The 12,410-nt window shown below is 38.8% G+C and carries 11 protein-coding genes; 7 read left to right on the top strand and 4 right to left on the bottom strand.

Features of this window, described 5'->3' with window-relative positions; all coding sequences use genetic code 11:
* Window positions 1-82: 82 nt before the first annotated feature.
* A complete protein-coding gene (locus B3297_RS16610; protein ID WP_115047854.1) occupies window positions 83-1,585 on the top strand; it encodes a hypothetical protein in 1,503 nt (500 codons plus the stop codon).
* Here the strand turns inward: B3297_RS16610 and B3297_RS16605 are convergent, their stop codons facing one another.
* Entirely contained in the window at window positions 1,586-2,209 is a 624-nt protein-coding gene (locus B3297_RS16605) for a murein L,D-transpeptidase catalytic domain-containing protein (RefSeq protein ID WP_201639462.1), read from the bottom strand.
* 61 nt (window positions 2,210-2,270) lie between these two features.
* Window positions 2,271-3,374 carry a DUF695 domain-containing protein gene (locus B3297_RS16600; RefSeq protein WP_115047858.1) on the bottom strand — a complete coding sequence of 368 codons (1,104 nt, stop codon included), beginning with the start codon at window positions 3,372-3,374 and terminating at the stop codon, window positions 2,271-2,273.
* A 235-nt stretch (window positions 3,375-3,609) separates the two neighbouring features.
* Between B3297_RS16600 and B3297_RS16595 the strand changes: the two genes are divergently transcribed.
* The 5 genes from B3297_RS16595 (at window position 3,610) to B3297_RS16575 (ending at window position 8,945) form a co-directional block, all read left to right on the top strand.
* Window positions 3,610-4,116, top strand: a complete 507-nt coding sequence (locus tag B3297_RS16595; protein WP_115047859.1) for a BON domain-containing protein — start codon at window positions 3,610-3,612, stop codon at window positions 4,114-4,116.
* 12 nt (window positions 4,117-4,128) lie between these two features.
* Window positions 4,129-4,548: an SH3 domain-containing protein gene (locus tag B3297_RS16590; protein ID WP_046675658.1), complete on the top strand. Its 420-nt coding sequence runs from the start codon at window positions 4,129-4,131 to the stop codon at window positions 4,546-4,548.
* A 227-nt stretch (window positions 4,549-4,775) separates the two neighbouring features.
* The gene (locus B3297_RS16585) at window positions 4,776-5,615 is read left to right on the top strand and encodes a hypothetical protein (RefSeq protein WP_115047861.1); all 840 of its coding nucleotides are present in this window, start codon (window positions 4,776-4,778) and stop codon (window positions 5,613-5,615) included.
* 239 nt (window positions 5,616-5,854) lie between these two features.
* Complete coding sequence (tyrS, locus tag B3297_RS16580; protein ID WP_070569280.1) at window positions 5,855-7,054, top strand: tyrosine--tRNA ligase; 1,200 nt, start codon at window positions 5,855-5,857, stop codon at window positions 7,052-7,054.
* Window positions 7,055-7,187: 133 nt separating this feature from the next.
* Complete coding sequence (locus B3297_RS16575; RefSeq protein ID WP_115047863.1) at window positions 7,188-8,945, top strand: aromatic amino acid hydroxylase; 1,758 nt, start codon at window positions 7,188-7,190, stop codon at window positions 8,943-8,945.
* A gap of 105 nt (window positions 8,946-9,050) precedes the next feature.
* Here the strand turns inward: B3297_RS16575 and B3297_RS16570 are convergent, their stop codons facing one another.
* The gene (locus tag B3297_RS16570; RefSeq protein WP_115047865.1) at window positions 9,051-9,950 is read right to left on the bottom strand and encodes a flavin reductase family protein; all 900 of its coding nucleotides are present in this window, start codon (window positions 9,948-9,950) and stop codon (window positions 9,051-9,053) included.
* A 10-nt stretch (window positions 9,951-9,960) separates the two neighbouring features.
* Window positions 9,961-10,935 carry a fumarylacetoacetate hydrolase family protein gene (locus B3297_RS16565; RefSeq protein WP_115047867.1) on the bottom strand — a complete coding sequence of 325 codons (975 nt, stop codon included), beginning with the start codon at window positions 10,933-10,935 and terminating at the stop codon, window positions 9,961-9,963.
* A gap of 317 nt (window positions 10,936-11,252) precedes the next feature.
* Between B3297_RS16565 and B3297_RS16560 the strand changes: the two genes are divergently transcribed.
* The gene (locus tag B3297_RS16560) at window positions 11,253-12,410 is read left to right on the top strand and encodes a homogentisate 1,2-dioxygenase (RefSeq protein ID WP_115047869.1); all 1,158 of its coding nucleotides are present in this window, start codon (window positions 11,253-11,255) and stop codon (window positions 12,408-12,410) included.

The raw sequence follows: 12,410 nt of genomic DNA, 5'->3' as shown, positions 1-12,410 counted from the left end.
TAATTATTTTAAAACTTGAATTTATAAGAATACTGACGATATAATTTTGTTTAATATATTTGTTTAATTCTAAATTTTAGCTATGGCGGACGCGATATCGGATCTCCTATTATTATTGAATAAAGATGATATTAGGGATTTTAAAACCTTTTTGAAACAAAAGAATAAGCGAAATGATGTGAAAAATATCAAGTTACTTGATATTATAGAAACTGATGATATAAATAAGCTAAAAAAGTTATATGATCCCATTAAAAACCGGGATGCTTATCACGCATTGAGGAAAAGACTTCATGATAGTCTTTTGTTTTTTCTTTCAAATAAGGTTTTTGAACGAGACAACAGTGAAGCCCACGAAGCGTTGAGATTATTTGTTGTGGGCCGTTTTCTATTGGAAAGTCAGTTCATTAAGATTGGATTCAAATGCCTTCAACGGGCTGAGGACAAGGCTCTTGTTCTGGAGCAGTTTAGTTTGCTGAACGAAATCTTGCAAATCAGACTACAATATGCACATTTAGATTTGAATGTCAATTTGGAATTGCTTATCGATCGTTTTACCGAAAATCAGCAAAAACTGCAGCAAGAAGCAAAATTTCAGATTGCTTATGCGCTATTGCGTTCAGCATTGCAGGATATTCATTTGAAAGCAAAAATAATTGATATCAATAAGTTGATTTTGAGTGTACTGAGTAAATACAGTATTTCTTTGGATGATCTCTTATCATTTAAATCACTCTATCAACTTCTGTATATTGCAAATGAGTATGCCGCAATACATCAAAACTATACACTGGTTCATTCTTTTTTAAAAACAGCAGATAATTTTTTGATGAAGTACGATGAACCATCGGCGCATCAGCTATTTTACTATCTTCATATTTTGTATTATCTGGCCAATTTTAATTTGAGGAACGGATTCTTTAACGAGAGCATCGGGTATTTAGAACGCTTGAATGAAGTTTTATCTCAAGGAAATACGGTTTTTCGAGTCCAGTTTCAGCTGCGGTGCCATTTGTTGATGGCATTGAATTTCCATTACCTTGGCGATGGAGTAAAAGGTCTTTCCGTGTTAAGGGCGGGGATTAAGCAAGCCTCACCAAAATCAAGTGAGGTTGATCTTGCGGATCTACAGTTGTGTTTGGTGATGTTTTTAACGCAATTTGAAGATAAAACAGCATTGATTGAGCTTCGGCAGTTGATTCGAACAGATGCTTGGTACGAGAAGAAAATGGGCATGTTGTGGACGATTCGGAAGAGTCTGCTTGAAATTCTGATCCATATTCAATTCGATCACATCGATTTGGCAACCTTGAAATTAAAAAGCTTTGTCGGTAGGTATAAAAAATACTTGCTGAATGTCAAGGAAAACAGAGTGATTGATTTTGCCAAATTGGTAGAGAAATATCTTTTAAATCCAGCAGTTATTCAAGGGAAATCCTTTCGGGCAGCTGTTCAAACTATGGCGGAGGACAAAGAAAATAAAGATTTATTTATTATGGGATTTATTGCTTGGTTGAAAGCTCTTATTGTATCTCAAAGTCCGTATCAGGTTTTATTGAATTTGATCAAAGAGGATAGCCGGTGATCAATAATAAATATGTAAGACGATTTGTTTCTTTGAGGAGTCAATCAGGTTCTGTAGTCTTTTGTAGAATTCGACGTTTACCATAGGACAGCCTTCACTGAGACATATTGGATCTACTTGTTCATCGTAAGGCATGCGGTCATATTTGTGTAGAACGATGTTTCTAGCATATGCATTGCTATTGGAGCTATCTAAGCCATATAATTTATATGCTTTTCCAAATTTACCGTTATACGAGCTGCCGATAGCATAACTACCTAGCGATGTCGCATGAGAGTTATCCGTATTACTAAATTGCAAAAGATTCTTTTTTCCGGTTTCGGAGCCGGATCCATGTGCCACTAGCCCTTGATCTAGAATCCGATCTGTTTTTAGATCAACGACAAAAAAACGATTTCTTCCCGAGGGTCTTTTCATATCCAAGAGAAAGGATATGTCACTATTATACTTTTTGTTGTTTATGATGCGTTTTTTTACGTTCGTTATTGCCATCGTATAGCGAAAGGCGTCTGAAGGAGCATTTTCTTCCTTATCAACAACGGCTAAAAGCGTGTTTTTTTGAATGGTTTTGTATGTGATAAGGCCAATTCCAAGGATAATAACCAAAAGAATGATTTTATTCATGTAAATAAAGCATAATTCATCAAGTACTTTTAGTAGAACTTATGGCAGTTGTACGGGAGACCTATTCTATTTGTTTATAAAATCGTTCGAAGGTTTTCCAGTATTTATCTTTGTAGATGCTATAATCAATTTGAAGAATTTCCCTGTATTGTTCAATTAATCGATCGATCACTTGTGAGGCTTTTCGGAATTCTGTACAAGCCAGGTAAATTTCCCTTAGGCTATCGGCAGTTTCTCTACCGATATTAAGAAATCCAATATCATTTGGAAGACTATTCATTAATTCTTCTTCATATTTATCCATTAAATCGTAGGTCTCCTGATCGGGCATACCATTGGTTGTTGTTCCGTCATAACTAATCTTTAATGTAACTATCCAGGGATGAGAAGCTTTTCCATCCCAGTCCAACAAGGTCGTATTTATGATGGCAAAGATGGGTAAGTCATTCTCCAGGGTGCCCTCAAAAGCGGTGTATGTATCATCTGCAGTTAGGTGTCTAACGTCGGTATATTTTTCCACAAATTCCTTTTCCCGCCAGATCAAATAGTCTTTTAATTTAAGTAGTGGAATCAGCTCTTCTGCTGCAAGCTCTTTTGAGGTTACATTTAGGTTGTCTATGGCTATGATCGAGTTCAATTCACCAATGTAATTGTCGAGAAATATTTCTATACCATGGGAAATATTGGCTTTATGCTCTTCCGTATAATCGGGGTGAACAATAACAATATCAACTTCATCCGGATGGTATTTATGTTGAATGGGGTAAAAAAACATATCCTTGATGTCAAAAGTGAAGCCATACATCGTGATTTTGAATTTTTCCATATCCGCAATAGCGGGTTTTAATGCGGTAAATTTCCAATGCGCTAATGCTGGAGCAGAAGCGATCAGATGTTCTACGAACGCAATGTTTTTGATGACACCGTCAGGGGTGATTACAAGTTCTGCGGTGTTATCATCGTACATTCCCGTTAGGAAATATAGCTCCTTGCGAAGAGCATCGATCTTCGGCGAAAGTTTGCTGAAAAAATGCTGATCAATTTGTTCTCCAGCCTTGACGATTTGAAAAAATGCCTGTTCGTTTTTTTTAAACCAATCCCAAAACTCCGTTATACTGTCCTTTTTATTTTCTTTTTTACCAAAAATAGTGTTCAAAAATCCCATAATTAATAGCTGTTTGATTGAATAATCAACGTGCGTATCTGTTACTCAAAGCGTTTTTTATAACCGTAGCGGAGAAAATGATCCGAATGAAACCATCATGAATACCTCTGCTCCTAAATTTAATTATATAATTACGATCAGGCAAGGGAATTTAAGTTTAAAAAAAAATGAACAAACAATTGTGTAGGGAGTTTGTTAGGATTATTGTTGGAATTAATAAATTAAAATTGGTCTTATGAAATTGAGCAAATTAACATTTTGTCTATTGGCAACTACGGTTGTACTTTCCTTCACGGCATGCAAATCAGGTTTGTCTGATGATAAGTTGGAAGAAAAGATCGAAAATGCACTCACGGGGCGTAAAACAGTCGACGTTGAAGTTGAAAAAGGGAAAGTTATCTTAAGTGGTACAGTTGCTTCCGAAGAAGAAAAGCAACAAGTGGAATCGATTGCTAAAACAGCAGGTGATAAAGACGTCAAGTCTATTCAAAACAATATTATCGTTAGCGCACCAGTGTCTTCAACGCCAGCTCCTATTGAGGTATCCAATAATGATGCGGTACTTGGCGCAGCAGTGAATACGCTTATGAAGGATTTTCCTACAGTACAGGCCAGTGTAAAGGACGGTGTGATCGCAGTTACAGGTACTTTGGAGCAAGCTAAGATAATTACTTTAAAACAAGGTTTGGATAACTTAAATCCCAAAAAAGTAGATTTAAGCGGTATTGTTGTCAAAAAATAAACTAGTGAAATTATGTCATTGCAGGAAAAATATAAGGTTCTTTTAGATACGGCACAGTCTTCAGGTGTAAATGACTTGAACTATGCCGAAATGGATGGCGTATTACAAATTCGTGGTACCGCACCAACAGCAGATGTGAAAAATAAGCTCTGGGAAATCTACGGTAATATAGATCCTAATTTCCAAACCGGAGATGTGGTCTTAAATGTAGATGTGGCTACAGAAGTGCCCGGAAGCCAGGTGAAAGTTATAACAGAAAATAGCAATTTGAACATTCGAAAAGGTCCCGGTACAGACCAGCCTATCGTGGGAAAAGCTGCTAAAGGAGAAATCATCACATTGATTAGTAAGGCTAATGATCAATGGTGGTTGGTCAGAACCAAAGATAATGAAGAAGGGTATTGTTATGCACAATATTTAGAGTCTGTTTAGTTCTCGAATGTTATTCATACGATGGGTACCAGTACCAATTGGCTTTGAAAAAAGGGAGTTATTGATAAATAACTCCCCTTTTTTCATTTCACGATTAAGCTTGTCTGTTCTGCAATATGAGGGTACTACAGCATCTATCGTATTGGGGAATTGTTTGGAAAATCAACTGTACTTTAATTTTTGGTGTAATAATTGTATTACTATGATTGCAACAATTTTATTACATTATGTCGAAATCACGTTTTATCCTATTATTATGCTTGTGTTTAGCTGTTCAGTTGGGAGTTGCGCAAGAGTATGTTCGCTTGGACAAAGATCGTTATCAATTGCATTTGTCGGAATATCCAAAGGATACCATCCGGATACTAGAAAAAGGTAAGGAGACGAAATTGAAACAGGGTAAATATATTCTGCAGAAGAATCAATTTATGGGACTTTCCAATGCATTTATTACGATTAATCAGGATGGCATCGTCGATCGTGATTTTAAAATTGAAAAAGATGGGCGTACCGGTGATGTTATCGTAAGACATGGTGTATTGCAGCAAATGAATGTGAGATCTGCTGCCTTGCCAGACTTTCAATATATGATAACGGATAGTTCAAGTGTGCAGCGTAATTTTAAGAATGGGAAAATCAGTCAGGAAAAGACGGTATTCTACCGAGCTGCCAATAGGGGTAAAAAAGTGACAAAAGTCTTTTTTGATAATTATTACACGGTTGAAAATGATTTTGACCATACCAGAGCCGACTATCGATTAGACAATACGTTGATGTACAGTGCCAAATTGAATTGTGGTGGTCAGGTACAGGAATCAAAGTCATTTGATGCCAATGGTCAATTACTAAAACATACCTATCGGAAAGCTAAAATTGAATACACGGATCTATATCAGAATAATAATCTTGTTGAGCGGAAATATAGCGTTAATAACTGCTTTTACCATGAGTATTTTAAGAATTCATTGTTAGTGCAAAAGGTCGTGGAGAAAAAGGATAAAGGGAATACAGAAAAGTATGTTTATAATGGAGCGGGAAAATTGATGGATAAAAATACGGGTGGATAATTTAAAAATGCATATCCAAGCAAGTGTGGATGCGAATATTTTTGAATTTAAAAAATATAGCGCTACCTTTGTCAAACAATGAAGAAAATGAACAACATATTACGTCTTCCATTTTTCTTTAATTATTATCTCCCGATAATCGTTCGGGACCCCTATGCCTATTAAATTAAGAAATTCAATTATTATTTATAGCTAAGCCCGAACATAACGTTCGGGCTTTTTTTATTTTATATCACACCATGTTAAAAGAGTTAGCAGAAAATATCGAGATTATTTTACCGAAGGAGGGACTTGCATCGAAGTTGAAGGAGGCTGAAGAAAAGAACCGACCACTGATTATAAAACTTGGTTTTGATCCAACAGCTCCGGATCTTCATTTAGGGCACGCTGTTGTGTTAAAGAAACTACGGCAGTTTCAGGAACTGGGGCACGAAATCGTGATCCTCGTTGGTAGTTTTACAGCCCGTATCGGCGATCCTACAGGAAAAAATAAAGCCCGTAAGCCTTTGCGCCAGGATGCGATCGCTCACAATGCGGCAACCTACATTGCGCAACTGTCTAAAATTATTGATGTTTCAAAAGCGAAAATTGTTTTTAATGGAGACTGGTTGGATCAATTAAATTTTGCAGCTGTTATCCAGCTGGTATCGAAAGTCACTGTTGCACAGTTGATGCAACGACATGATTTTAATAAGCGTTTTAACGAAAACCAATCAATAGCCATGCATGAATTGCTGTACCCGATATTGCAGGGCTTTGACTCCGTACATGTCAATAGCGATATCGAAATGGGGGGAACGGACCAGCTATTCAATTGCGCGATGGGCCGGCAGCTGCAAGAATCATTTGGACAGGATCCGCAAATCGTGCTGTGTATGCCGTTATTGCGCGGGCTGGATGGAAAAGAAAAAATGAGTAAATCATTAAACAACACGATTGGTCTTTTGGATGAACCGAATGAAATGTTTGGTAAAACCATGTCTATTCCTGATCATTTAATTCCGGAATATATTGACTTGACTACTGATTTCAATCAGGAAACCAAACTTAGCATGAAAACCCGTATTGAAATGGGGGAAAATCCAATGGAAATTAAGAAACTTATTGCACAGAATCTAGTTGCTCAATACCATGGCGACGAGTTTGCGACCAGTGCTGTTGATTATTTTGTCAGGCAATTTCAGCGCAAGAAATTGGAAGAAAAGGTCTTTGAGGAGGTATCGGGTCAACTATTGCGCGACCAGTTTGGTGAACAAGTTAAGCTGGTCGATCTATGTCATTTCCTAAAGGGGGGAACAAAGTCAGCTATGCGAAGATTGATTATGGGCGGTGCGGTGCAGATTGATACGATAAAACAGCTGAATGCGGAGCTAATGGTTGACTTGAATGTGTGTTTTAAAATTAAATTAGGAAAAAGAACTTATTTTAAAGTTATTTAGTAAGGTTTGTGAGGGTATACTTTTGTAATATTTTGCTAAAAGCCGTAAATTAACGTAAAGATTCTTTCTTAAACCATAAATAATTTCTACCTTCATATAGGAGTCTCATACTTTATTTTCATACCAATTATAGATGGAAACATATAATAATATTGTTTTGGAGCGGTTGCCCAAACATTTGAAACGCTATGTAGTAGCCCAACGATATGAACGTTACACCGCGCTGGATCAAGCATTGTGGCGTTATGTCATGCGTCAGAATTATTCTTTTTTAAAAGATGTAGCCTATTACCCCTATATTCCTGGATTGAAGAAAGCGGGATTATCCATTGCGACCATCCCGAACCTACAGGACATGAACGATAGTCTAAAATTAATTGGCTGGGGGGCAGTGACAGTGGATGGATTTATTCCGCCGGCTGCTTTTATGGAATTTCAGGCACATCGCGTACTTGTTATTGCTGCAGACATACGTCAATTGGAACATATCGAATATACACCGGCACCAGACATTATCCACGAATCTTCGGGACATGCACCTATAATCGGTGAGCCAGATTATGCGACATATTTGCAGTATTTTGGGGAGGTTGGCACGAAAGCACTTTCTTCGGGCAAAGATTTTGAACTCTACGAAGCTATTCGTCACCTATCTATTTTAAAAGAACACGCTACAACAACGGCGGCTGAGTTGGCGGAAGCAGAGAAAAATTTGCAGATCATTCAAGATAATATGGGCGAGCCTTCGGAGATGGCATTGTTGAGCAGGTTGCATTGGTGGACTGTGGAATACGGACTTATTGGAGATCTTCATAACCCCAAAATTTATGGAGCTGGTTTACTGTCTTCCATTGGAGAAAGCGCAAGCTGCATGCAGAAAGATGTGCCTAAGTTGGCGTATGGTTTAAATGCAATCGAATATCCTTATGATATTACCAAACCACAACCACAGCTATTTGTTACACCGGATTTTGAACACCTAAAGCTCGTATTGGATAAATTTGCTGATACCATGGCTTTTCGCGTAGGGGGCAAACAGAGCCTTGACAAGGCAATAGACTGTAAAGCTGTTTGCACTGTGGAATATAGTTCCGGTTTGCAGGTGTCGGGCGTTTTTAAGTTGGCCAACGCGGATAAAAATCTCTCTTATATTCAAACACAAGGACCTACAGCTTTGGCTGTAGCGGGTAAACAACTTGAAGGCCATAGTATAAATTATCATAGTGAAGGGTTTGGCTCTCCGGTGGGACACTTGCTAGGTGCCGATCGTAACTTAGCCGATTTTGATGAAACAACATTGATTCAATATGGTATAGCGGAAGGGCGGCAGTGTTCGTTAAACTTTGCTTCTGGGATTATTGTATCAGGAATTGTTCAAGGAGTTGTACGTCATTTGAGTAAGATTGTTTTGATTTCATTTACCGGATGTGAGGTATACCGTAGCAATGGGGAAGAGGTGTATTTTAAACCTGAATGGGGAACATACGATATGGCTGTCGGAGCAGAAATTGTATCTGTATTTGCGGGCGCTGCAGATAAAGATGCCTATGATTTGGTTGAGGAGCATTTGGATCAGGCTCTATCTTCAGTACCTACCGAAACGGAAGATGTTAAACTAGTGAAGTGTCATGCTGCGATACGGAATTTGCGGGACAACGGATTTAATCAAAAGATCTGGCTGGAAATTTTCAGTCAATTGGGGCCGGAAAATGCAGATCATTGGTTAGGTTTGGTTGAATTATTTGAAATTGCCTGGGCTAATGATGAAGAGCAATTATCTACTCAGGCCGAACAGAGGCTCTTGGAATTTATTACCCTATATCCAAATTTGAAAAAACTGATTCGCGATGGACTGCGTGTTGCTAAAGAGGAGGCTTTAAATAATCACTAAAATATCAGCTGAGCAATAGGAAAACTAATTGGCCTTTAGCATTGAGTTCTAGAAAATAGGACGGTCTAAGAGTTTGAACGTACTATTTTCTGGAACTTAATTATACTAGCCCCTTAATAAAATTTGCCACGCTTCATGAAGTTTGCCCGCATCTAATAGTTGGGCAGCGTATTCATGAACTTTTTGCGTGAATTTTGATGGGCTATCTTCGAAATTTAGCTTCAGATAGTTGAAGTATTTATCTTCTTGCTGTGGGTCTTTTATTGTTGGTTGTGTTTCAACATTAGCCAGCAACCCCAGGTGATTTCCGGTTAATACATTCGAAAATCTAATTTTTTCTGGAAGTTGGTCTATGCCAATTCCCAGGCTACGGAGGGGCTTCGGGACAATAAATAAGTTTTCGTCGGTTACACGACAATACCAATCACCACCGAGCCGGGCTACCAGATCCAGATCTTTTTGTTGAATGGTATTGTTCTTGCCCAACAAGTGTTTATGGACATGCATATAGAGGATCTCGGCGATAACGAGATTTCCAGCTCCTGGCTCATCGCTTAATGCGACAACCTCTCTGACCCGACATTCCAGCTGGACTGGGGATTCGGCTACACGAGGTGGTGCAACTCGGATAGAGGGGATGGGCGTAAAACCCGACTTATCAAATTCATTTATTTCCTTGCCATATTCGGTACTGGCAAGTGATTGTTGCTGGACCATAGCGTAGTTCACAATATTGATGACAACTTCATTGACCTCCTGGATATTATCCAATGTATGTTTGGTACTACCATCACGCATGCGTCGCAATGGAGAGAAAACACAGATTGGCGGCTGATGGGACATCAGGTTGAAATAGCTGAAGGGGCTTAAATTTATGTTGCCATTGCTATCGATCGTGCTTGCAAAGCAAATTGGCCGCGGTGCAACAGCGTACTTAATTAAATTATCTATAATAGCTTTGTCTTTAACAGATTCAAAGGTGATGGTTTCAAAGGAAGAGGTCATATCCGTAGATTTATGAATGGTATAATACAATAGAATTGGAAAGTTTTCCGAGCGCCGTGATTTCGAGTTCAATCTCATCGCCAAGGTCGAGCCATTGGTCTTTATGATTAGGATCGGCTACGCGTGCCGTGCCATTGAGCTCAAGAAAGCAGCCTGTTCCGACTGTCCCAGAACCGATTATATCACCAGGGGAAATTTGTACACCATAGGAAACCCGTTCAATAATTTCTGCAAAAGTCCAGTGCATACTCGCAAAATTACCCGCTGAGACTTGCGTGCCGTTTACTTTACAAGTCATATTGAGCTCATAACAGTCGCCCATATGTCCTGCTGCAGGTTGAACCTTATAAGGTTCCAATTCATCCTTTGTTACCAAGTAAGGTCCAATTGCTGTTGCAAAATCTTTGCCCTTGGCAGGGCCCAAACTCAATTTCATTTCCTCCATTTGAAGTTTTCTGGCACTAAAATCATTCATAATCATATAGCCAGCAATATACTCATCCGCTTGAGCGGCGGGGATATTGATTCCTGGTTTGTTGATGACTATTGCAATTTCTAGTTCGAAATCCAGTTGATTTAAGTGTAAGGGCATACATTGAACAGGACCAGGTCCCTGTATGGACTGATGGTTGGAGAAATAGAAAACGGGAAATTGATCAAATTCAGGGATCATATCTAATCCGCGGTTTCTTCTCGAGGTTGCGACATGCTGTCGAAAAGCGTAAGCATCACGAAAAGATGTTGGCTGTGGCACGGGGGCGATAAGTTGGATATCGTCTAGTAGACGATAGGGCCTGTTCATAGCTCCTTGACGCAAAGCTGTTTCAAAGATTTGTAGCTGATTCATGGTCTCTTCGCCACCTTTGAGGAAGTCCGACATCGTTGTGGGAAGGTTTTGATCGATGACTGAGCAACTATAAAAGCGGTCGTCTATAACAATGCCCAATTCTTGTTGACCATTTTTAGTGCTAGTGACAATTCTCATATATGAAGTGTTCTATTTGGTTATTCAATGTTGTTAGCATTCGACACAAATATATTGTATAAGATTTGAAAAAAATATTTCTTCTCTTGAAAATAGAAAAATATTCTTACCTTTATTAAAGCATTATAAACTATAAAAAATGATCAATCGTGGTGTACATCGCTTTGCGTCCTCCATGCCCTATGTTGCTTTTAATAAAGCAATCATAGCTGATATCGTTTTTGCACAATACTAATCTTCTCTTTTACTACTTGCCGATAGTTCTATTGGCAATTTGGATATTCATTTAATTTTATAACCGTTTAAATCGTAGAATTATGCCATTTTATGTTAAACAAGGGCAAATTCCAATGCAGCGACATACTGATTTTAGAAAGCCCGATAACACGTTTTATGCCGAGGAATTAGTATCCACGCATGGTTTTTCCAGTCTTTATTCCTTAGTGTACCATTGTCATCCACCCACACTCGTTAAACAAATAAGAGCGCCTTATGATGTGTCTCCCCGGATTGCCCGCGACAAACATCTTAAACATACCAGTCTAAAGGGATTTCAGGTACAGGCAAAAGATGACTATCTCGAAAGCAGGACACCAGTGTTGGTTAATCAGGATTTACATATATCCTTAGCAGCTCCCCGTCGGTCGATGGATGACTATTTTTATAAAAATAGCCAGGCAGATGAGATTGTCTTCATCCATCAGGGGATGGGAAAACTTAAGACTGGATATGGGAGTATCCCCTTTAAGTATGGAGATTATTTGGTAATCCCCCGAGGAACGATTTATCAAATGGAATTTGAACAGGAAGATAATCGACTGTTTATTGTTGAATCATTCTCGCCCGTACGTACGCCCAAACGTTATCGCAATGAATTTGGTCAATTGATGGAACATGCGCCCTTTTTTGAGCGGGACATTCGGGTACCTCAAAATTTGGAAACTTTTGATGAGCTGGGTGACTTTGAAGTGAAGATCAAGAAGCAAGGGATGATTTATCCGTATGTTTATGGGAGCCATCCATTTGATTTTGTTGGTTGGGATGGCTATCATTTTCCATGGGCATTTTCGATTCATGATTTCATGCCGATAACAGGTAAATTGCATCAACCGCCACCCGTTCACCAGACCTTTGAAACAGATAATTTTGTATTATGCAGTTTTTGCCCTCGTATGTATGATTACCATCCGCATTCGATTCCGGCACCATATAACCATAGTAATGTAGATTCAGATGAAGTCCTATATTATGTGGATGGCGATTTTATGAGTCGAAAATCTGTGGAAAGGGGACAGATAACGTTACATCCAGGTGGTATACCGCATGGACCTCATCCAGGGACGGTGGAAAAAAGCATTGGGCAAGTGAAAACCGAGGAGTTGGCCGTGATGATCGATCCTTTTCGACCACTGATGTTGACCCAAGAAGCACTCGATATAGAAGATCCAGATTATTATAAATCTTGGATGAGTTAG

Source organism: Sphingobacterium sp. UBA3519 (assembly GCF_002377215.1).
In the GTDB taxonomy this organism is placed as follows: Bacteria; Bacteroidota; Bacteroidia; order Sphingobacteriales; family Sphingobacteriaceae; genus Sphingobacterium; species Sphingobacterium multivorum.
The sequence above is the reverse complement of the archived record's forward strand: the minus strand, read 5'-3'. Positions and strand labels throughout refer to the sequence as shown.

Excerpts from the sequence above, each read along its gene's own strand:
- B3297_RS16610 (WP_115047854.1), top strand. The coding sequence starts at position 83 with ATGGCGGACGCGATATCGGATCTCCTATTATTATTGAATAAAGATGAT.
- B3297_RS16605 (WP_201639462.1), bottom strand. The coding sequence starts at position 2,209 with ATGAATAAAATCATTCTTTTGGTTATTATCCTTGGAATTGGCCTTATC.
- B3297_RS16600 (WP_115047858.1), bottom strand. The coding sequence starts at position 3,374 with ATGGGATTTTTGAACACTATTTTTGGTAAAAAAGAAAATAAAAAGGAC.
- B3297_RS16595 (WP_115047859.1), top strand. The coding sequence starts at position 3,610 with ATGAAATTGAGCAAATTAACATTTTGTCTATTGGCAACTACGGTTGTA.
- B3297_RS16590 (WP_046675658.1), top strand. The coding sequence starts at position 4,129 with ATGTCATTGCAGGAAAAATATAAGGTTCTTTTAGATACGGCACAGTCT.
- B3297_RS16585 (WP_115047861.1), top strand. The coding sequence starts at position 4,776 with ATGTCGAAATCACGTTTTATCCTATTATTATGCTTGTGTTTAGCTGTT.
- tyrS (WP_070569280.1), top strand. The coding sequence starts at position 5,855 with ATGTTAAAAGAGTTAGCAGAAAATATCGAGATTATTTTACCGAAGGAG.
- B3297_RS16575 (WP_115047863.1), top strand. The coding sequence starts at position 7,188 with ATGGAAACATATAATAATATTGTTTTGGAGCGGTTGCCCAAACATTTG.
- B3297_RS16570 (WP_115047865.1), bottom strand. The coding sequence starts at position 9,950 with ATGACCTCTTCCTTTGAAACCATCACCTTTGAATCTGTTAAAGACAAA.
- B3297_RS16565 (WP_115047867.1), bottom strand. The coding sequence starts at position 10,935 with ATGAGAATTGTCACTAGCACTAAAAATGGTCAACAAGAATTGGGCATT.
- B3297_RS16560 (WP_115047869.1), top strand. The coding sequence starts at position 11,253 with ATGCCATTTTATGTTAAACAAGGGCAAATTCCAATGCAGCGACATACT.